Below are 21,407 nucleotides of genomic sequence, written 5' to 3' on the forward strand. Positions count from 1 at the left end.
GATGATATTAATTGCAGACAGCGGTACCAGCAAGACAGACTGGCGGGTCATCCACCGGGATGGCAGGATCAGCCAACATCGGGGTGTGGGCTTCAATCCCTACTACATGACCTCAGAGGAGATGGCTATTCAGATGCGCCATGATTTCTTGGTTAATCTGGAGAGCGAGATCGATCAGATCTACTACTATGGGGCCGGCTGCTCCGCTCCTGATCGGAAAATGGAGGTCGCAAATGCGCTGGGCGCCATCTTCCGCCATGCCGAGATTCACATAGATCACGACCTTGCTGCCGCAGCACATGCGACCTGTGGTCATCAGGCAGGAATAGCCTGTATTTTGGGGACCGGCTCCAATAGTTGCGACTATGATGGCAAAAACATCGTGGCGACACGTCCGGCAGCGGGATATATCCTGGGAGACGAGGGAGGAGGCTGCTATGTGGGACGGAAATTTCTCACGGATTTCATCCATGAGGAGATGCCTGTCACTATCCGCGAAGCTGCGATCGCGCGCTTCCACATCACCCAAGACATCATTCAAGACCATGTCTATCGACAGCCTTATCCGAGCAGGTATATGGCTAGTTTTTGCCGGTTTATCACAGAGAACAAAGCTGACCCATATTGCTATAGCTTGTACTATAATTCCTTCAAGGATTTCTTTGCAAAGCACATCTTCAAGTACCCAGATTTTCGGCAAAAGCCTGCAAACTTCGTAGGCTCTATCGCTTACTATAATTCTGATATCCTGAGAAAAGCTGCCGCAGACTCGGGAATCAACGTCAACATCATCATAGAAAGTCCGATCGCAGGACTCACGCTCTATCATCAGGAAAAACTATAAAGTCGTAGTCTGCAGGAATAACGACTTTTCCTGCAACATCCCTCTCGATAGCTCCGAATACTACATGGGCGAGGACCACGAAAACACAATATCAAACAGATGAAAGTCACAGAAAGCAGTTCGCTATATGAGAATTTGGAGAAGATGGATACCCTCGATCTCCTAAAAAATATCAATGCCGAGGATCACAAAGTCGCACCGGCGGTGAAGGAGAAGATATCCGAAATTTCAGCTTTGGTCGATCAGATTGTTCCTAGAATGCGGGAAGGAGGAAGGCTTTTTTACATTGGTGCGGGAACCAGTGGAAGACTTGGGGTCTTGGATGCCTCCGAGTGTCCGCCTACCTATGGGGTGCCCCACGATTGGGTGGTGGGCCTCATTGCGGGAGGGGATACAGCGATTCGCAAGGCGGTGGAAAATGCTGAAGACGATCCAGAGATGGCTTGGCGGGATATCCAGGCTTATGGCTTTTCCCAGCTCGACACAGTCATAGGTATAGCGGCCTCTGGTACTACGCCATATGTAATTGGAGGAGTGAAAGTGGCTAGGGAGAAGGGGCTTCTCACGGGATGTGTTACCTGTAATGTGGATTCACCTTTGGCAAAGGCCGTGGAATTCCCAGTCGAGGTAGTCGTTGGGCCGGAGTTTGTCACAGGAAGTACACGAATGAAATCCGGAACCGCGCAGAAGCTGGTCTTGAACATGATCTCGACGACTGTCATGATCAAATTGGGCCGAGTCAAAGGAAACAAGATGGTTGATATGCAACTCTCCAATGCGAAATTGGTAGACCGGGGTACCAAGATGATCATGGAAGCGACCGGTCTGAACTATTCGGAAGCGAATGGGTTATTGATTTCTCAAGGATCTGTCCGAAGTGCTACAGAATATTATTACAACAACAGGGCAGATTCTTAAGGAATATTTTGAATCGCATAGTAATAATTGCTGCCTTTAAGCGTATCTTTGCAGCCCTAATAAGCGTTTGAATTTCAATGGCTTATTATTCACCACAAACTACAGCAGTGATGCTGCATACTTATGAGAAAGAACAATCCTAGAAAGCCTTTTTTCAACGAGGGAGGTAAAGACTCCGATCCTCGAAAATCCTCCGGAAAGTCGGACTTTACTCCAAAAGGAGGCAGATCCGATAAAGGGGAAGGGAAATTTTTCCAGAAGGGAAAGTCCTTTGACAAGAAAGACGAATCCCACGGCAAGCCTTCATTTGGCAAAAAAACAAACTTCGATTCTGACAACAAGCGTTCATTTGGCGATAAGCCAAAGGGAAGATTTTTCAATTCCGATGAAAAAGGTTCTGACAAGCCTTCGTACGGTAAACGCTTTGACTCTAGGGACTCCGGCAAGAAACCCTTTGGGGACAAGCGATTTGACAAGGGAGAAGGCTTCAAGAAGAAATTCGACAAAAGAGAGGATTCCGGATTTCAGAAAAAGACATTCGGGGAGAAATCCGAACGGTTCAAAAAGGACGATTTTTCCGGAAAGAAATTCGAAAAGCGGGATGGAGGAGATTTTCCAAAGAAGTCCTTTGGTGATAAGCAGGAGCGGTTCAAAAATGAAGGATTTTCGCCGAAAAGGAAATTTGTAAAGGACGACTCATCCGAAAAGCCATTTTTCAAAAAGGAATTTTCAAAAGACTCCTCACCAAGAGACTCTGGCGAGAAATTGGTGTACAAGGGGCGGGGGAGAGATCAGAAGCCGGTCTTTGGCTTTGAGCAGCCCAAGTCTTCTGACGACAAGCCTACTGAGAAACGTGGTTTTGGCAAAAACAGACCAAACCGTCAAGAGCTGAATCCAGACAGACCCGATTACAATTTCGATGCACTTCCTGCCCGAAAGACAAAAGGAAAAGAGGAAAGCGAACTGCTTCGACTGAATAAATTCATTGCCAATTCGGGCATCTGCGGTCGACGAGAGGCTGATGACCTGATCGCCAGGGGACTGATCACCGTCAACGGCGAGGTGGTGACCGAGATGGGATTTAAGGTCAAGAAGACCGACCGTGTGGTCTATCAAGGAAAGAAGATCAATCCGGAGAAGCCAGTTTACGTATTGCTCAATAAGCCAAAGGACTTCATCACGACTACCGATGATCCTATGGAGCGCAAGACGGTGATGAAGCTGGTGGAAAATGCCTGTGAGGAGCGGATCTTCCCTGTCGGAAGATTGGATAGAAATACAACGGGCTTGTTGCTTTTCACCAATGACGGGGAGCTTACCGCCAAGCTTTCGCACCCTTCCAATGAGGTAAAAAAGATCTATCAAGTGACTTTGGACATGCCCTTGACACAAAACCACGAGAAGGAAATCTTGGAAGGGCTTACTCTGGAGGACGGTGACGTGAAAGTGGATGACATGCAGGTGCTCTCCAAGGATCGAACTATTCTTGGTCTGGAAATACACATTGGCAGAAACCGAATAGTCAGGCGTCTGTTTGCACATCTTGGATATGAGGTCATAGGCCTCGATCGTGTCATGTACGCCGGGCTGGACAAAAAAGATCTAAAGCGTGGTCACTATCGATTCCTCACCGAGCAGGAAGTGATCCGACTGAAATTCTTCACTTAAGAAACAAGAAAGGCTCCCGAAACAGAGCCTTTTTAGTTTGTCCACGCTCCAAGGGTTCCAAATCCCTTGGAGAGTTTTTGTTTTCCCCTGTTTGATATTTGTAGCGTCGAAGGGCCTTGTCGGGGATTAACGCTGCGGGCTGACTTCTGAATACTCCAACAGAAAGCTACTTTCCAAAAACTCAAATCCTTCGGCAGAACCTTCCTCCAAACTCAACTCCTGCCATTCCTTGTTCGGATAGAGTCTCAACTCTTTTTCAGTTGCAGCGTGGAAGGTTACCGGGATTTTCACCTCACCCAAATCTTTGTCAAGTCGATAGAAGAGCGAGGTTTTTCCACTCTGACTTTTCACATAATACTCCAGCTTGGGCAATTCTCTTTCATGTAGATAGTGATGGAAAAGCAAGCTCAAGTCCTGACCTGTCCTTTGGCTGAGCAAGCGCTCCAGGTCCTGTGAAGAGACGCTTTGGTGGCGGAAAGTGGATTGAAGTTCTTTCAGATACGCAAACCAGACGTCGTCGCTTGCCAGCTTTCTCAGCGCATCCAAAAACAAGGCTCCCTTGGTGTACATGTCCCCGATGTCGTAGTGGACGTGGTTCACCCCAAATTTTCCCACCAAAGGCGTCTTGTGGTTCATCTCTGTCCTCATCGAATTCAAGTAAACCTGCCCCGACTCATAGCCATAGATATCTTCCAGAAATAGCGACTCCGCGTAAGTGGCAAATCCCTCGTGGATCCACAGCTCGGCATTGTCGGTACAGCTGAGGCTGTTTCCCCACCATTCGTGCGCAAATTCATGAAGCAGGAGCTGGGCAGGAATCCAGCCTTTCGCGAAGTTTTCATCAGTAAATTCATTCCAGTCCCGTTCTTCTTCGGTAAAAAACTCTGTGCCCAATGCAACGGCACTTTGGTGTTCCATGGCATGTGGGGCGTCCACGAAACGGATGCCGTCACGGGGAAAAGGGTAGGGGCCGAAATACTTCTCGAAGGAATCGAGGACTGGCTGGACTAGTTCCATTTTCTTTTTTCCGATCGCTACATGATCTTCCAGCAAATCCATTTCAAAGGCAATTTGCCCTTCTACGCCCTTGAGCTTGTCGGCCAATGCTTCGTAATTTCCGAGATAAAGGATCAGGTTGTAGTTGTTGATCAGATAGCTGACAGCCCAGGACGTACGTGATTTTCCATTCCCCAGTTCCTTGTCCTCGACCTTCCGGCCATTTCCGATGGATACGAGATCAGACGGATGGGTAATGCTAATCCGGGCTGAGTCGGGCTCGTCGGAGAGATGGTCTTTGTTCGGCCACCAGCCGCTCGCCCCATATCCCTGGCAAATCGCCTGGATCCAAGGATGATCGTTTTCGTCTCTTGTCCAAAGAAAGGAAGCGTACATGGGAATATTTGGATCGTAATCCAATGGTCTCCCGCGGAAAAACACCTGAATCTCTTCGATGGAACCTTTTGAAAGATTGCCCGGAAACTGCACGGTTACCGCATCATAGTCCCGTGAAAAGTCCAAGGCTTTAGACCGATACAGGATGCTGTCGATCTGCATCTTTGAGTAGAGGTCGACCTGGATTTTGTCGGTATTTTCCATGACCTTGAATCGGATCAGACTACTCCCCGCAATGACTTCTTCCTCCGGAAAGACCTCCACATCCAAGTGATAAAAGCCGACATCATAAGAAGTCCTTAATGGCGTCAGCCCACCTTTCAGCGTGTCTAGCCTGCTGAACTCGTAGGGTTTCTGGTCGGGAGAGACATCTTTGAATCCATAGACGTCTTGGGTTTCGATTCCTTTGCTTCGATCAAAAGCGTTCCAAAACTCCGGCGAATAGTTTTCCTGAAAATAGGTATTGGCCCTGCCAATATCGTTGGAGAGAATTGGTTTGGAATAGCGCGCTGGAACGGGTGACTCGCTTTCAGCCTTGAAATGGAGGCTATGAACCAAGGGAGCATGGTCCAAACCGCGCGGCTTGCTTGAAATTTCGAAGATCTTACTCGAGTTGATCTCATCCAAGATCCATTTGTCTCCATCGAGTTTAAACTGAATCACTTCCCTCCATTCGCCGGTCTTGTAGTGAAACTTATAGAGGTTGGACACCATTATATAAGCGGCTTGGGACTTGAGTTTGTCAAATGCTTTTTCGGTGGAGATGAAGTCGATCTTCACATAGGCAAGCGTCTCTACATCCAGGTAGAGGTGTCCCGTCCAGATTGCGTATTTATGCTTTCTTTTTGGTTCCAGGGAGATCTTGTAGGCTGGTCTTCCCTCGAGTGACACCCGGTCTTCCAATTCAAAATGGTAGTTTGAGATGAACATCTCCCGCTGCACGCTGGAGGTAAAGTCTCTTGCTACATCCCGGTTGAAAAGCTGATAAGTATTATTTTCGTAGGGAGTCATGATGTGTACTTTCCAGTCGTCATATTCCGTAGGCATGGTACGCACCTGCCTCACATGTATGGAGTCGCCCACTTGATCCCATTCTTCGTCGTGCAGCACATAGGGATACTGGATGATGTCGATAAAAGCCTCTGTATACCGCAGGATTTTGTTGTCCAGCAGGGCGCTGTTTTTATAGTAGCCTTGGATGAAAGCACTGTCAGTGCCGTAATTTTTGGGGATGTTTGCGGCAGCTGCCCGCAGCAGTGCAACGGGATCTTCGGGTCGAATTTCTACCATTTCAAGATCCAGCAACTCTTCCTCCAGAGAGATTTCCAAAAATCCACTGCTGACTTTCCAGGTCACTTCTGCGTCTTTAAATCCCAGACAACTTACTCGCAGCTCGACCTCGCCGATTAGGGGTTTGGAGAAACTCACTTCGAAATCCCCCTTGAGCCCTGCTATTGCACCCGTTCCCATTTCGGAAAGGTAGATGTGGGCAAAGGGTACTTCCTCTTTGGTTTTGCCATTGACCACTTTTCCTTTCAGCCGCTGGACTTGGGCCTGGAGGTCTATGGCTGACAAGGAGAACATCATAAAAGCTAGCAGAACTGACTTTACAAAATTGGGGGAGGCAAGCATGGAGCGTTGGTTTTGTTACCGATCAAAAAAACGGCTTTTAGAGCCATGATGGCTGGCTTACGCTGGGATTAGACTTCTCAAATCCTGATTTGAGAACTTTCCCTTCCTATTTTACTCCACTTTCTTCCTGGCTTGGAAGTAGGATTTGGGTGTGTCGCCTTTGAATTTTTTGAAAGTCCTCTGAAAAGTGGCTGAGGAATTAAATCCGCAATCGAAGGCGATTCCCTGTAGGGTCAGCTTGCTGTTTTCCGCTTTTTCCGCCTCCCTACAAAATGCCTCCACCCGATAAGAATTCACAAAATCGTTGAAATTTACCCCACGTGATTGGTTGAGTATTTTAGACAAGGTTTTAGAAGGAAGGCCTGTTTTCTCAGACAAAAGTGAAAGGTTGAGCTCCGGATTGCGGTAGAGTTCGTCTATTTCCATAGCACGTAGGATCAGGTCCATTTCGGGAGAATTTGGCTCATTTTGGGATGGTTTCTCTTTTTTCCGAATGGGTTCTACGGTAATCGAGCGCATCCTGAAATAGCCGGCAATGGCAATCCAATAGAGAAACAGAACAAGCAGCAGTTCGACAGGATAGTACTCAGACCAACTAAACGGCCAAAAATCGAAATAGGAGATGATTACGGTCGCTGGCCAAATGAGCGACATGAGAAACTGAAATACCAGCAGTTGCTTTGCCCAGTCGACTGCGATTTTTCTGGGTTGCAAGCATCTTTTGTCCAAGAGGGCCGCCCGGTGGTTTTTTCGAAAATCCCAGACAGATAGGCTGAAGAAAAACAAGAAGACCAGCACACTGACCGGTTCGCTATACCAAGCATAGAATTGGCCGGCGCTCCTAAGCCAGGGCTGAAAGTTTAAAAGCTCCGACTTGGTCAGGAGATAGCCGATCCAACAAAATGCGAGGTAGGTGAATTGAAAAATAAAAGGGCTGTAGCTTATCAGAATTCTTTTGCGGGAAGGGGCTGTGCCTGCACGCAAAAGCGAATATTGGTACAAATAGAAAGAAGGGCCGACCAAAAAAATGAGTACAAAAGGGAAATAGTCAAAGAGGCGGGTGTATTGCTCCAGGTTAGAGCTCCAGTTGAACGTCTCGAGACCATTGTAAACCAAAGCCAATACAGCCAGCGCGAGAAATTTTGCCCCGGGGTGCTTGCTGCTGGCAAATAAGGCAATCATGAAAGTCATGCCCTGCACCGCCCCAAAAAGAATCAAAATGTTGATAAGGCTTAAGTCAAGCTCCATACAAAAAGGATTAGCCAATCGGCAAGAATTGATCGTGTGATTGCTTACGAAATATCCTGTCTAATATAAAACAATCCGTGAAAGCTTGTAATTGCGGTCTCTGAGACCGTGAAAGAGTCACTTAGCCTACAAAGCCCTTCAACTGCTGCAGCAACTCTCTTTTTGTTATCACTCCGCCTTTTCTCCAGAGGATTTTCCCCCGCTTGAAAAGAATATAGTGGGGAATAGACCGAATGGCAAACTGCTGGCTGAGCTGGGGATGCTTGTCGACATTGAGCTTGAGCAGCTTGATTTTCCCTCCCAAGTCCCGCAATGCCTCCTCCAAAATCGGACTCATGGTCTGACATGGCCCGCACCAGTCAGCATAGAAATCTACCAGGATCGCATCTTGGCTTTGGCTGATGAGGTCTTTGGGGTTCTTTTTTGACATGGATAAAAATAAAAAAACCGACTCGTTACGAGTCGGTTTTCAAGGAAGTTATTAGTGGTTATTGATTAGTTCCAGCTGGAGCTTCTGGCATCTTCAGGCCAAGCTTGGCCAATACCAACTCGGTGAATTTGTCGTCTTCTTTGGTGTAGAGCAAAATCGGAGACTGTCCGGCAGTCTCGGCGAAGATGTGCGTGTAGTTGTTTTCGGCAGCTACAGCGTTGATCGCATTGATTACCTTGGTCTGAACCGGCTGGAGCAATTCACCTAATTTTCTTTGATAGGACACCTGGGCATCTTGCTGGTACTTTTGTACGTCCTGCTCCAATTTTCCAAGTTCCTGTTCTTTGGTCGCGCGGGCCTCGTCTGTCATGGTGGTGGCAGCCTGCTGATAGGCTTGTACTTGCCTTTGAAAATCCGCCACCTTGGTCTGGATATTGGTTTGCAGTTGGGTTTCGTAATCTTTGATATCAGCCCCGATTTGTTCCATCTCAGGCATCAGGTCCATGATAAATTCCACGCTCGTATAGCCGATTTTCACCTCTTGCGCCTGAGCTGCAAATCCTACAAATAGCAGCGCTACTGCTGATAGGATAACTTTTACTTTGTTCATTTTGTGTTTGTATTTAATTGTTTTCTTCAATTCCCAATTCTTCCAGGACAAACTCAGAGTAGTCATGTCTTGGATCTGTATAGATTATCGCTGAGGGGCCTGCCGCCTTGTCAAACAAGACTGCCAAGTTGTTTCTTCTTGATACCCGCTCTATGGCATCGTAGATTTTGGATTGCAGGGGCTGAAGCAGTTCGGCCTGCTTCTGATAATACATTCCGTCAATCCCAAATATTCTGCTGTTAAACTCCTGCGAGGCCTTCTGCTTCGCTTTGATCTCTTCGAGCCGCTGCTGATACATTTCTTCAGTCAACAAAACCTCCTCTGCCTTGAGCTGAGTGGTCAGGTCCTTGACCTCCTGATCCAAACTCTGTGCCTCTTTCTTCCAATCGGTACTCAACTTGTCCAGCTCGCCCTGTACGACTTTGTAGTCAGGATGCTTGTTGAGAATATATTCTGAATCGATATATCCGAACTTTTGGGCTGTCAGAGGGCCTGCTTGGAGCAGAATGAGCAGCAAAAGTACAATTTTCAGTGATTTATCCATGTGTTCGTCTTGTTTTCAGTGGCATTTGAAGTCGGGGCATAGCCCCTCGTTTTTTGCATAAATTAACTAAACGAATCACTGCTTACAAGATTATCTGAATTGCTGGCCAATGGTAAAGTGGAACTGAGGGCCGCTTCGCTCCAATTCCGGGAAAACCCGATCAAATCCATATCCCCAGTCGACTCCAAGAAGTCCGAATGCCGGCATGAAGATCCTCGCGCCAAAGCCTGCGGACTTTTTCAGGTCATATGGATTGTAGTCTTTGTATGAACCCCAGTTGTTTCCAGCCTCGGCAAAACCCAACAGGAAGATGGTTGCGGATGGATTTGGAGAGACCAGAAATCGAACCTCTGTCACGAATTTGTTGTACACGACACCACCGTAGGGGTCTGGATTGGCTGTTCCCCGACTATCCTTTCCAGGGGTGATAGACTGGTTTTCGTAACCTCTCAGACCGATGATCTCCTGGCCGAGGGCAAAGTTGTTGAAGGTCATCCCGTCACCGCCCATTACAAAGCGCTCCAATGGAATAATTCCAATTTTGTTGCCGTAAGAGCCGAGGAAGCCCATGTGTGCACGCGCACTGGCCACAAACTTGGAGGATCCAAAGATTGGCGTGTAGAAAGAGGCGTCAAACATCCACTTGTGGTATTCCAGCCACTTGTATTTCTCCTGGTCAGGGGACTCATCGTTGATGTTTTTGTTCAAAGACGCATAGGGAGGAGTAAAAGCGGCGGACAACATGATGTTGGAGCCCATCCGTGGGAAGGTATTGTTGTCTATGTTGGTTCTGGCGATGGTGGTATTCCAGGTGATACTTTTTGAAGTACCGGTTGGATAGCTCAGACCAAATGATGTACCGAATTCGTCGAACTCATAGTTTTGGAACTGCAGTGAGTTGCTGATGCTGAAGTTGTCATCCGGCCACGTCACACGCTTCGCGAGTCCCACCGTGACTCCAGTGATCTTAAAGTATCCAAGCTCGTTTCCAAAATTGGCTTGGTTGTAGAAATCAACTTGTCGCTGTACCGAGTGGTTAAAGGAGAAGCTCAGCGCATTGGGTTTTCTACCCCCAAACCAAGGCTCGGTAAGTGAGATGGAGTAGTTCTGAAAAGTCTTGCCGTTGGCTTGAACGCGCAGCGAGAGCTTCTGTCCATCGCCCACTGGAAGTGGATCCCACTTGCTGAAGTCCCCGATATTTCTCACGGAGAAGTTGTTGAATACCAAACCGACAGTACCTACAAAGCCATAGAATCCGCCCCAACCGCCGGAAAGTTCAATCTGGTCATTAGGTCTTTCTTCCAGCTCGAAGGTGATGTCCACAGTTGCCGCTTCGAAATTTGGTCTAAGATCCGGATTGATTTTTTCAGGGTCAAAATAGCCCAAGGTGGAGAGCTCCCTGATCGTTCTGACCAGTAGCGCCCGATTAAACTTCTGTCCCGGTAGGATGCGTATCTCGCGCATGACCACGTGATCGGAAGTCCGCTCGTTTCCTTTGATACTTACACTGTTCACGGTCACTTGAGGGCCTTCGAAGATTCGCATCTCCAAGTCGATGGAGTCGCCGGAGACATTCACCTCCACCGGATCGATGGAGAAGAAGAGATATCCATCGTCTTGGTATAGAGAGCTGACGTCATCACCACGTTGTGGGTCATAGTTCAGACGCTTGTCCAGCTTTTCTTTGTCATAGACATCGCCTTTTTGGATTCCCAGTTTGGCGAGCAAGACCCCATCGGGGTGGATGTAGTTGCCCGAGAAAGTGATGTTGCGGTAGTAGTATTTTCGGCCTTCGACTACATCGATGTCAATGTTGATCTTATCCTCGGAGAAGTTATAGACCGAATCGTTGAGGATCTTTGCGTCACGGAAACCCCGGCTGTTGTAGAAATTGATGACGGCGTCCTTGTCGTTTCGGTATTCTTTCGGGATGTATTTAGATCCGGCGAAAAAGTTGAGTTTGAAATTTTTGTTGATGTAAGTTTTGACCTCCTCGACAGAGGCCGTGTCGCTGTGCAAAATAGAGTTTTTGACACTGGCGGCATCGGCGTCTGCAATCCTGGAGTAGACATCCTTGAAGATGGCCACCCGGGCGTGTTCTTTGGTTTTCTTCATCTTACCCTTCAGGGCGCGGTCACCGATTTCCTCATTGCCGTAAAATTGGATTTCGTTGATTTTGACCTTGGAATTAATGTCAATGTCAAATCGGAGCTTGACGCTGTTTGGGAGCGTGGTATCCCGATCCTGGAAGACTTTGACCTCGGTATTCAGGTAGCCCTTGTCCAGGTAATACTTTTCGATGTTTCTTTTTGCGGTGTTCAGCACATCATCCCGCACCACTCTACCGCGGATGTTTACCTTGTCACGCAGCTCACCTTCCTGGGTTTTGTTGATTCCCGTGAATTCGACTCTGGAGAATCTTGGCCGCTCGGCAAGATCCAAAAGGAGATAGATGTCCTCGCCTTCGATCTTGGTGACGAGGATCTTCACATCGCCGATGATGCCTTGGCCCCAGAGTTTTTTGAGGGCATTGGAGATGGCATCTCCCGGCACATCGATCCGGTCATCGACCTTGAGGCCAGAGAGGGATATGATGGCGATTTCGTCCAGGGTGGTCAATCCCACCGCCTTGATTTCGGCAATTCTGAATTTCTGGGGTTTGGAATAGTTCAACTCCAGAATGTTGATAGGTTTTGTTGACGCATAGCGGCTCTGTCCCAATCGTATTTGGGAGTATGCCGAAGCAGACCATATCAAACAAAACAGAATTAATAAACTTCTTTTCATAAGATTATAATTTGGCCTGAGAGGCCATATGGAATCTCGCATGGCTAGTCTTCATGAGTGTGTATCACGAGGCTAGCGTCTAGCTCGACTTCATGCATTACTTAAGATTTAACTTGCTCGCCGGTCTTGCCGAACCTTCTTTCTCGCTTTTGATAGTCCTCTATTGCGGCATGAAGGTGTTCCATTCTGAAATCTGGCCATAGCACCGGCGTAAAGTACAACTCGGTGTAGGCTAGCTGCCAGAGTAGAAAATTGCTGATCCGATGCTCCCCACTGGTGCGAATCATCAGCTCTGGGTCGGGTATGCCGGCCGTATCCAGATGATCAGCGATGGTCTGCTGGGTGATTTCCTCGGGTTTCAGTTTTCCCTCAGAGATTTTTTGAGCAATGCGTTTGGTAGCTTTGGTGAGTTCCCACTGTCCGCTGTAGCTGAGTGCCAGCACTACAGTCAGGCCGGTATTGTTTTCTGTCTGTTTTCTCGCTTCCTCCAGTTTCTCGTTTGCCGATCGGGGAAGGCTTTCCGTATCGCCTATGGAGATAAGGCGGATGTTGTTTTTCATCATCAGCGAAATCTCGTCGATGATGGTCTTAACCAAAAGCTCCATGAGCGCCTTTACCTCGTCCTGCGGGCGGGACCAGTTTTCCGTGGAAAATGAAAATAGGGTCAGGTATTTCACTCCCAGATCGTCCGCCCCTTCGATGGCATCTTTGACCGCTTGGATCGCATGTCTGTGTCCGAAGATTCTCATGGCTCCCTTTTTCTTGGCCCATCGGCCGTTGCCGTCCATGATTATCGCGATATGTCTAGGGATTTTGGTTAGGTCAAGTTTTTCCTTCATTCCAATGGATTGGGTACCTAATTTTTTGGAGGTACAAAAATGCTATTTCTTTTCCAATTTTCAGGCCTAGCATTCAATTTATTAATAGGCGAAACACTTCACATTGTCTAAGGCATAGCTGATTGTAACCCCCATGAAGTAATACCAATCCTTGGTGTAGGGATTTCCAAAATTGATGCCGTAAGGGGGGATTTGTCCAGTGTTCGGATCGGGGGGAGGAGCTGTTCTGGGAATGGCTGGAAGGCTGCTATCAATTTTATCCAGGTAGTCTGTCATCGTAGGGCGGAAGCCGAGTTCCGCAGCTAAAGTCCATCGTTTGTTCAGCCGGTATTTTACTCCACCGCCAAAGGGGATCACTAGGGAGTTGTCGTCGTATCTTTCGGAATTCAGGTATCCATAGGTGTTACCTTTCATGATAAAATACGAATACCCAAGGCCAAAGAAGGCATACGGAGACCAGCGAAACTCGGAATTGCTTCTGAGGAAGTCCAGAAAGTTGAATTCCATCACTGCGCTGCCCTCTATCACGCCACCTCTAAATCTCCCGTCCCTGACACGGGCTGCGGGATCCAATGGTCGCAGGCTGTCCTCAGCCTGCAGGACGGAGGAGCTGATGGCTACTCTTAAGCTCCACACATTGTCAAAATTTCTCTTGCCAAACAACGTGCCTTGAAGTCCAATCTGACGGGGGTCAACTTTTCGGATAATGTCCCCAGTATATGTTCCTACACCGAGCCCACCACCTATCTCGTATTTCTGGGCCTTGGCCGGGACCAAATGCCCGGTCAAAACGAGGATAAAAACGAGTAAGTGTCTGATAATCTTAAAATTGACCTTTTTCAAGACGGTGCAAGTTATGAAGTACCCAACGTTTAAAAAACGCTGCTTGGTATTTAACGGGTTAATTAATGTTAACCCCTAATTGTGCTCTTTTTAGTTTCTCATGTCAAAGCCCCAATTGAGCTTCTGTCGCAGGGTATCAAAGAAATGAAAGTGAGGCAATTTGACCAATTTTGCCGAAAACAGCTCTTTTTTTACACTGAGTTTTACTTCCGAGGAGATGGAAGTGGAGCGAGAGTCCAGTGAGATCAGAAACTTTTCACTTCTTCCCTCAATTTCGAAACTGATCTCAGAATCGTCCGACACGATGATGGGGCGCACGTTCAGGTTGTGTGGGCTCACTGGAGTGATCACAAAACTCTTGGTCGTCGGAGTAATCAGAGGTCCTCCGCAGCTCAGGGAGTAGCCAGTGGAGCCTGTGGGCGTGGAGACGATCAGTCCATCGGCCCAGTAGGAGTTCAGGTATTTGCCGTCTATGTAGGTATGTACCGTGATCATAGAGGAGGTATCCCGCTTGTGTATCGTAAATTCGTTGAGGGCAAAATTTATCCCGTTGAAAAGCCTCCGACTGCAGTCTAGGGAGATGAGCGACCTGGATTCAATCTGGAAATTGCCACCGGCTAGGTTGCTGATCACCTCGCCTATCTGGTTGGTAGCGGCCGTGGCCAGAAATCCCAGCCTACCGGTATTTAGGCCGAGAACGGGGATTTCCAGACGTCCAATCAGGCACACTGCGTCCAGCAGGGTACCATCCCCACCGATGGTGATCATAAAGTCCGCGGAAGCCAAATCTTCCTCGCTTTCAATCAACCAATAGGTCAGGTGCTTGTTGCCCAGCATCTTTAATGCCCGATCCATGGGTTCGGTTACGAGGATTTCTATCTGGTGGGCTTGGAGTTCCTGAAAGAGTCGTTCGATGTGAAAAGTATATTCGGCTTTGAATGAGATGCCGTGCAAGGCTATTTTCATGTGATTGATATTGTTTTTTAGCGGTCACATGGAATGCCGTACGTGATAGTTGATGGTGTGGTTAGCTGGTTTGATGGGCATTTCATGCCTTAAATATCTAAAAATCTCAGCAAGTTACCGATTCGGTCTTCTTCGCTGCTGATGCCGGTCTCTTCCTGATAGTGGTCAATCACCCGATAGCCAAAGCGCTCTAAGGTTGCTTTGACGTGCCGCAATTCCGGTTTGTCTAGCTTTAGCGTGAGCTTGATCTTGTCGCTGTCCAGAGGATCGTTTGTGATAAATGAGCTGAGGATTTTGGTGTTTTCGGACTCTACAAGTCTTGATATTTCGGACAGTAGGTAGTCCGTCATGTTCATGGAAAGAATCAGGACGCTCCCCTGGGATTTGATCGAAAGACTGTCTGCAAAAGCTGCGATTGCATCCTCCATGGAAATTACACCCAGGTAGCTGTTTTCCCTGTCCAGGACCGCCACGAGGTTGGACTGGTTTTCGGAGGCCACACGCAGCACATCATAGATATGCTTGTCGGAGTAGACCCAGCAAGCGCCCGCTTCGAGCTCTATCGTGCCGACCAATTGTTCGGGATCGTTGAGTTCAAAAATCACCTCATCCCCTATGAATCCCAGGAACCTTCCTTGGTCCGCCACGGGCAGGGAATCGGTTCGTATCTCCTCCATCCAAGCCAATGCCATCCCCGCTCTGTCGGAGAGTTTGAGGGGCGGAATCAGACTATTGATGAACTCGTAGGCTTGCATGGATGGAATTTAGGAAATGAATTTAGAACTCAAAACGCTTTTCATCCTATTCTTGTTCCTTTTCGTCCCTTTTTCCGATGGCTAGATCCCCAGATAATTGGCCACTATACCTAGAGCGATGCCTGCGAGGATGATCATCGGCGAGGAGATTTTGCTGAACTGCAAGACCGAGTAAGTGCCAAGGATGAAAAAGATATGAAGGGCATTGGCTTCCAGCGGTTCGAAAAGCAGGTAGGCTGCCGCGATCAACATTCCGCAGGAAACCGCATTGATGCCCTCGAGTGCAGCCCGCACAGGTCTGTACAGCTTGAGCTGATCCCAAAATCGGATCACAAAGAATATGAGGAAAATCCCCGGCAGAAATATTCCCGCTGCAGAAATCAAGCCTCCGAGCAAAAATCCGGTCAGCCCAAACTCCCGCATTGAAAGCGCACCGACGTAGGAAGAAATGGAAAATGTAGGGCCTGGAATGCCTTGGGAAATCGCGTAGCCGGTCAAAAATTCCTCTGAGCTCAGGAAATGCTTGAAGTCCACAAACTCCGTGTAAAGGTAGGGGACCAGTACCTGGCCGCCTCCGAAGATCAAGCTGCCGTTTCGGTAAAAGTTCTCAAAAAGCAGGATAGGCTGGTAGTTGGTGATGGCACCGGCGATTGCTGCCAAAAGCAACACGCCTCCCCATAGGTAGAAATTCGCCCACTTGATTTCAAGCGTTTTGTCCTCTTCCGCCTTGGGTTGGTTTTTGTACTTGATCGAGGTGCTCAATCCTCCCAGTACCAGCATCACCGGAAATATATAGGGAGAACTATAAAAAAAGGATACAAAAGCAGAGATCAACATCAGGATCATAGCTTCGGTACTTTTGACCATTTTGGAGATGGTTTTCTGGGCGGCAAAAATGATAAAGCCAATAGCCATGGGCTGGATAAATCTCGCAAAGCCCAGGGCACCTGGGGTGTTTTCCTGCAAAAACTGGATCAAGACCGCCGTTGCTGTCATGATCAGTGTGGCAGGAAGTATCCAGACAAAAAGCGCCAAGTACGCCAAGTTTGGCCCGCCAACCCGGAAACCAATTGCGGAAATCAATTGGGTAGAGGATGGACCAGGAAGGATGTTGCAGAGTGCATTGAGCTCCCAGAGCTCGTCCTCGGTGATATAGGCCCTGTTTTTTACCATCCGCTCCAGCAGCATCGCCAAAAAAGCCTGCGGCCCGCCAAAGGCAGTGACAGAAAGTGCCAGGACATCTTTTAGAAACACATAGTATCGGACTTTGCGGACCGACATCTTATTTCTTCAATCCTAATTCACGAAGTCTTTCATCCAGAAATTCCCCAGCTGTAGCATCAGCAAACTGCTTGGGATGCTCTTCGTCGACACAGCTTGCCAGACAGGTGAGGTCCATTTCGGACCTAGGGTGCATGAAAAACGGAATGGAATATCTGCTGGTATTCATCAACTCCCTGGGAGGATTTACCACCCGATGGATGGTTGACTTCAGTTTTTTGTTGGTGAGGCGCTCGAGCATGTCGCCGACGTTTACGACCAACTGATCTGGGAGCGCCGTAATCGGAATCCACTTACCGTCTTTTCTTAGCACCTGCAAACCATCCGCGCTGGCTCCCATGAGGAGCGTGATCAGGTTGATATCGCCATGCTCGGCAGCCCGAACAGCATCAGCCGGGACTTCGTCTGGATTTTCGATCGGGAAGTAGTGGATCTGCCGGAGGATGGAATTGCCGTAGGCTACCTTGTCCTCAAAATAATCCTCTGGGAGATCCAGATTGATCGCAATGGCGCGGAGCATGGCTTTGCCGGCATTTTCAAGAGTTTGATAGGCCTCGATGGCGTCATTTTGAAATTCCTTGATCTCCGTTGGCCATAGGTTTTCGGGATATTCTCCTTTGACGCTATCTGAGTCGGGGATCAGATCCAATTCTTGACCGACATGATAAAACTCTTTCAGGTCTCCCGTATTGCGGCCTTTTGCGTGTTCCTTGCCTTTGCCGGTGTAGCCACGCTGATAGCCGATTTCGGGTTTTTCGTATTTCTTTTTTATCTCGTCGGGTAGCGCAAAAAATGATTTGATAGAGTGGTAGAGCCTGTCTTGGAGCTCTTTGGACAGTCCATGGTTTTTGATTGCCACAAATCCGATATTCTCATAGGCTTCCCCCAGCTTTTTGACAAAAGCCGCTTTTTGGGCGGGAGTGCCGGAGGTGAAGTCCGCCAAATCCAGGCTTGGGATTTCATCAAAGAGGATGTCCATTTCTATTGTTGTTAGTTGTGCTGTACCGATATATTTCTTCAAAAATAAATATCTTTAGACTCAATCTGGGTCGCCAAATGAAGAAATTCCTCCTTTTACCGATTTTGTTTTGTCTGCTGTTGATCGGCTGTTCGGAAGACAGACGAAAGATAAATGAGTCAGTAGTAGATGGATTGTCGGATTCGGTTACTTTGGATTTGGAGATGCCCAAAGTTTCTTTTTACCAATACGGGGATTCGGCTGCCTATCCTGATGCGATTCTGGAACTGCATACGCCCTTGGGAAATCAGGTCTTTCGGCCGGGTAAGGTCCCCTTCGAATTCAACAGCAAAAATTTTCCATTTGGCGATATTACTGGAGATAAGCCAAGGCTTCACCTCATCCTGAACGGGGGAGATCCGGTTGGCTATTATTCTCCTATCTTCCAAAGGGAGCTCACCGAGGGTACTTACAGGGTGGTGGGCTTTCTCGTCGATGATGAAGGCCATGCGCTGAAAAGTTTCGGCAACTATGTGGACCGGGATTTTATAGTCGGAGACTCACGGCCCTTTCCCTATTCTGCGGAGCCCTATTTGGCTCTCAACCTACCGAGAAACTCCCAGACGATAGCAGTCGGTGAGGAGCTGGTGGTGGATTTTTTGTTATTGGGTGGAGACATGAAGCTTGACGGCCTGAAAGTCCAGATCAAAGTAAACGACTACACCTACGAGATAGATCACATGGCTCCGGTGCGCGTCACCAACCTTCCAAAAGGCGACTATCAGGTAAATGTGAGGCTGATGGGGACGAATGGAAAAGAGCTGGAAGGTCCATTCTCCGCCGTCACCAAAGCCGTGTATGTTCGATAAGTCCTTATCTTTGGGCTCCCAAATCAAGATTTCTCCATGCTTTTAGTCAACCAAATCCGGGACAACTACGCCGGTATGCTAGCTGGGCTGCAAAAAAGGAATATCCACAACGCAGCCAATCTCCTCCTTCAAGTAATCACCTTGGACGACAAGAGAAAGTCCACCCAAACGCAAAGAGACCAGTTGCAGGCTGAAGCAAATGCTATCTCGAAGCAGATTGGACAGTTGATGAAGGAAGGCAAAGCGGAAGAAGCGGTTGCGGTCCGAGAGCGAACTAGCGAGATCAAGGAACAGGTCAAATCGCTAGAAGAGCAGTATTCCCAAACGGAAGATGAGCTCAAGGCCTTGCTTTACACCATCCCCAATGTGCCCCACAGCTCTGTGCCGACAGGCAAGTCGGCGGAGGATAACGAGGTGGTGTTGGAACACGGCTCGATCCCAAGCCTTTTTGAAGGGAAGTTGCCGCATTGGGAGCTGATCAAAAAATACGACATCATCGACTTTGACCTCGGTGCCAAAATATCCGGGGCGGGCTTTCCAGTCTACAAGGGAAAAGGTGCGCGTCTGCAGCGGGCGATGATCAATTTCTTTTTGGACGAGGCCTTGGCTCAGGGCTTCACCGAAGTGCAACCTCCTATCTTGGTCAATGAGGAGTCGGGCTACGGGACAGGCCAATTGCCGGATAAGGAAGGACAGATGTATCACGCTACCGTCGACAACCTCTACCTTATCCCCACTGCCGAGGTTCCCATCACTAACCTCTACCGGGATGTGATCGTGTCCGAGGCAGAACTTCCGATCAAAAACGTAGGCTATACGCCTTGCTTCCGTCGTGAGGCGGGTTCTTGGGGGGCGCACGTACGTGGGCTGAATCGACTGCATCAGTTTGACAAAGTAGAGATCGTACAGATCACGCATCCGGATAAGTCCTATGAGGCACTCGAAAGCATGAGTACTTACGTGCAGAGTTTGCTTCAAAAGTTGGAATTGCCTTATCGCGTACTTCGACTTTGTGGAGGTGATATGGGCTTCACTTCCGCGCTTACCTATGACATGGAAGTCTACTCTGCAGCGCAGGAGAGATGGCTTGAGGTGAGCTCTGTGTCCAACTTTGAGACTTACCAGACCAACCGTCTGAAGCTTAGATTCCGGGGAGAGGACAAGAAGACGCACTTGGCGCACTCGCTCAACGGTTCGGCTTTGGCCTTGCCGCGTATTGTGGCTTCCATACTGGAAAACAACCAGACTCCTGAAGGCATTCTGATGCCCAAAGTGCTACATCCCTATCTTGGATTTGACAAAATCTAGATGCTGAATGCCGTCCCGAAATGATCGGGACGGTTTTGGTTTATGCGAGATTTGGAGTCCATTGCTTTTCCACATTCCCGATAGAGTAAATCAATACTAAATTTTTTATGTGGTTCGCAATCCGTTGCGGGCAGATTTAGTAGGCTGGATTTTTTGATTCGGAGCCTTTAGTTCTGATAAGTTTTCGAAATCGGAATAATATTCTGTTTGCTGCTATTTTAGAAATCCCTAAGAGATGGTTTGTTTTTTTACAAATACCGAATCCATGGCTAGCTTTGTACTATCAAATTTTCAACAAAACAAAGAATCATGGCATTAGTCGGAAAAAAGGCTCCAGCATTTTCGGTAGGAGCGGTAATCAACGGAGAAGAGATCGTAGAAAACTTTAGCTTGTCTCAGTACATCGGCCAGAAGAATGTGATCCTTTTCTTCTACCCCAAGGATTTTACCTTTGTTTGCCCTACAGAGCTTCACGCATTCCAAGCGCAATTGGCAGAATTTGAGAAAAGAGATACCGTAGTGATCGGTTGCTCTACTGATACTGAAGAGACTCACTTGGCTTGGTTGATGACTCCAAAGGCTGAGGGCGGTATCGAGGGCGTGACTTACCCAATTTTGGCTGACGCTGCCAAGACTATCTCCCTGAACTATGGAGTGCTTGCCGGCGAATATTCTTTCGACGCTGAAACCCGTCTTTGGTCATTCGCTGGTGCGCCGATTGCATACAGAGGTACCTTCCTCATCGACAAAGAAGGAATAGTACGTCACGAGTCCATCAATGACCTTCCACTGGGAAGAAATATAGACGAATACCTAAGAATCGTCGATGCGCAACTGCACGTCGAGAAGTTTGGTGAAGTATGTCCTGCCAACTGGGAGGAAGGAAAAGAAGCGATGCAGGCTACCAATGAAGGTGTTGCTAACTACTTGTCAAACAATTAATAGATCATGATCGAACTGACCGAAGATACCCTGCAGGAGCTGGTAGCGCAACATGACCAAGTCGTGGTGCAATACTCTGCCGGCTGGTGTGGCAATTGCCGCATTATGAAGCCCAAGTTCAAAAGACTGGCGGGAGAGAATGCCGGGGCAGTATTTGTCCTAGTTGACGCCGAGAAGTTCCCCAATTCCAGAAAGTTGGCCCAAGTGAACAACCTGCCGACTTTTGCTTCCTTCAAGGGCGGTCAGCTGCTCAAGCAGATCCAAACCAACAAAGAAGACCAGCTAAAAGCATTGATCCATGAAGTTGCCGGTAATTAAGACAATCCAGCGTAGCTGTACGCCCGAGCAGATCGAGACGGCCTTGGGGGTTTTGGAAGCTATCACTGAGGCACCTTCACTGAAAGAGCCGGAAATCGACGTGATCGGCGAACTGATCTCCAATCTTTGTGGCGCACTTGAGGTACACGAAATGATAGCAGATGGAATGTCGGAAAAAGATGCCGGAAACGCCTTCATGAAAAAAGTGCTAGGCTCGATCGACAGATAATAAATTAGTGTTAGGGTTTATTGTAT

The 21,407-nt window shown here is 48.2% G+C and carries 20 protein-coding genes; 8 read left to right on the forward strand and 12 right to left on the reverse strand.

The window, feature by feature from the left end; genetic code table 11:
- Position 1: 1 nt before the first annotated feature.
- The 3 genes from J0A67_RS17520 (at position 2) to J0A67_RS17530 (ending at position 3,430) form a co-directional block, all read left to right on the forward strand.
- On the forward strand, positions 2-844 hold the full coding sequence (locus tag J0A67_RS17520) for an N-acetylglucosamine kinase (RefSeq protein WP_206570694.1): 843 nt from the start codon (positions 2-4) through the stop codon (positions 842-844).
- 99 nt (positions 845-943) lie between these two features.
- Positions 944-1,762, forward strand: coding sequence for an N-acetylmuramic acid 6-phosphate etherase (murQ, locus tag J0A67_RS17525; protein WP_206570695.1), 819 nt, complete (start codon positions 944-946; stop codon positions 1,760-1,762).
- A 123-nt stretch (positions 1,763-1,885) separates the two neighbouring features.
- On the forward strand, positions 1,886-3,430 hold the full coding sequence (locus J0A67_RS17530; RefSeq protein WP_206570696.1) for a pseudouridine synthase: 1,545 nt from the start codon (positions 1,886-1,888) through the stop codon (positions 3,428-3,430).
- A gap of 126 nt (positions 3,431-3,556) precedes the next feature.
- On the opposite strand, the gene J0A67_RS17535 is transcribed toward J0A67_RS17530, so the two are convergent.
- The 12 genes from J0A67_RS17535 to J0A67_RS17590 all read right to left on the reverse strand — a co-directional run bounded on the left by J0A67_RS17535 (position 3,557) and on the right by J0A67_RS17590 (position 17,736).
- The gene (locus J0A67_RS17535; RefSeq protein ID WP_206570697.1) at positions 3,557-6,454 is read right to left on the reverse strand and encodes a M1 family aminopeptidase; all 2,898 of its coding nucleotides are present in this window, start codon (positions 6,452-6,454) and stop codon (positions 3,557-3,559) included.
- A gap of 111 nt (positions 6,455-6,565) precedes the next feature.
- On the reverse strand, positions 6,566-7,702 hold the full coding sequence (locus tag J0A67_RS17540) for a helix-turn-helix domain-containing protein (RefSeq protein ID WP_206570698.1): 1,137 nt from the start codon (positions 7,700-7,702) through the stop codon (positions 6,566-6,568).
- A gap of 121 nt (positions 7,703-7,823) precedes the next feature.
- Positions 7,824-8,132 (reverse strand): thioredoxin, encoded by a 309-nt coding sequence (trxA, locus tag J0A67_RS17545; protein WP_206570699.1) that lies wholly within the window; start codon positions 8,130-8,132, stop codon positions 7,824-7,826.
- Positions 8,133-8,190: 58 nt separating this feature from the next.
- On the reverse strand, positions 8,191-8,742 hold the full coding sequence (locus J0A67_RS17550) for an OmpH/Skp family outer membrane protein (protein ID WP_206570700.1): 552 nt from the start codon (positions 8,740-8,742) through the stop codon (positions 8,191-8,193).
- 13 nt (positions 8,743-8,755) lie between these two features.
- On the reverse strand, positions 8,756-9,286 hold the full coding sequence (locus J0A67_RS17555; RefSeq protein WP_206570701.1) for an OmpH/Skp family outer membrane protein: 531 nt from the start codon (positions 9,284-9,286) through the stop codon (positions 8,756-8,758).
- Positions 9,287-9,376: 90 nt separating this feature from the next.
- Positions 9,377-12,073 (reverse strand): BamA/OMP85 family outer membrane protein, encoded by a 2,697-nt coding sequence (locus tag J0A67_RS17560; protein ID WP_206570702.1) that lies wholly within the window; start codon positions 12,071-12,073, stop codon positions 9,377-9,379.
- 101 nt (positions 12,074-12,174) lie between these two features.
- Complete coding sequence (gene uppS / locus J0A67_RS17565; protein WP_206570703.1) at positions 12,175-12,912, reverse strand: undecaprenyl pyrophosphate synthase; 738 nt, start codon at positions 12,910-12,912, stop codon at positions 12,175-12,177.
- Between the two features lie 81 nt (positions 12,913-12,993).
- Positions 12,994-13,755: a type IX secretion system protein PorG gene (gene porG / locus J0A67_RS17570; protein WP_206570704.1), complete on the reverse strand. Its 762-nt coding sequence runs from the start codon at positions 13,753-13,755 to the stop codon at positions 12,994-12,996.
- Between the two features lie 90 nt (positions 13,756-13,845).
- Positions 13,846-14,721, reverse strand: a complete 876-nt coding sequence (locus J0A67_RS17575; protein ID WP_206570705.1) for an NAD kinase — start codon at positions 14,719-14,721, stop codon at positions 13,846-13,848.
- An 89-nt stretch (positions 14,722-14,810) separates the two neighbouring features.
- Positions 14,811-15,476 carry a CBS domain-containing protein gene (locus tag J0A67_RS17580; RefSeq protein ID WP_206570706.1) on the reverse strand — a complete coding sequence of 222 codons (666 nt, stop codon included), beginning with the start codon at positions 15,474-15,476 and terminating at the stop codon, positions 14,811-14,813.
- Positions 15,477-15,557: 81 nt separating this feature from the next.
- On the reverse strand, positions 15,558-16,757 hold the full coding sequence (gene chrA, locus J0A67_RS17585) for a chromate efflux transporter (protein WP_206570707.1): 1,200 nt from the start codon (positions 16,755-16,757) through the stop codon (positions 15,558-15,560).
- A 1-nt stretch (position 16,758) separates the two neighbouring features.
- A complete protein-coding gene (locus J0A67_RS17590; protein ID WP_206570708.1) occupies positions 16,759-17,736 on the reverse strand; it encodes an isopenicillin N synthase family dioxygenase in 978 nt (325 codons plus the stop codon).
- A gap of 77 nt (positions 17,737-17,813) precedes the next feature.
- On the opposite strand from J0A67_RS17590, the gene J0A67_RS17595 reads away from it, so the two are divergent.
- The 5 genes from J0A67_RS17595 to J0A67_RS17615 all read left to right on the forward strand — a co-directional run bounded on the left by J0A67_RS17595 (position 17,814) and on the right by J0A67_RS17615 (position 21,381).
- The gene (locus J0A67_RS17595; protein WP_206570709.1) at positions 17,814-18,584 is read left to right on the forward strand and encodes a hypothetical protein; all 771 of its coding nucleotides are present in this window, start codon (positions 17,814-17,816) and stop codon (positions 18,582-18,584) included.
- Positions 18,585-18,620: 36 nt separating this feature from the next.
- Positions 18,621-19,892 (forward strand): serine--tRNA ligase, encoded by a 1,272-nt coding sequence (gene serS, locus J0A67_RS17600; RefSeq protein WP_206570710.1) that lies wholly within the window; start codon positions 18,621-18,623, stop codon positions 19,890-19,892.
- 309 nt (positions 19,893-20,201) lie between these two features.
- Entirely contained in the window at positions 20,202-20,834 is a 633-nt protein-coding gene (locus J0A67_RS17605) for a peroxiredoxin (protein WP_206570711.1), read from the forward strand.
- Positions 20,835-20,840: 6 nt separating this feature from the next.
- Positions 20,841-21,152, forward strand: coding sequence for a thioredoxin family protein (locus tag J0A67_RS17610; RefSeq protein WP_241265241.1), 312 nt, complete (start codon positions 20,841-20,843; stop codon positions 21,150-21,152).
- Positions 21,133-21,381 (forward strand): DUF6952 family protein, encoded by a 249-nt coding sequence (locus J0A67_RS17615; protein ID WP_206570712.1) that lies wholly within the window; start codon positions 21,133-21,135, stop codon positions 21,379-21,381. The genes J0A67_RS17610 and J0A67_RS17615 overlap by 20 nt, the downstream gene beginning before the upstream one ends.
- The last annotated feature ends 26 nt before the right edge of the window (positions 21,382-21,407 follow it).

This window comes from Algoriphagus aestuariicola (assembly GCF_017254835.1).
Classification (GTDB): Bacteria; Bacteroidota; Bacteroidia; order Cytophagales; family Cyclobacteriaceae; genus Algoriphagus; species Algoriphagus aestuariicola.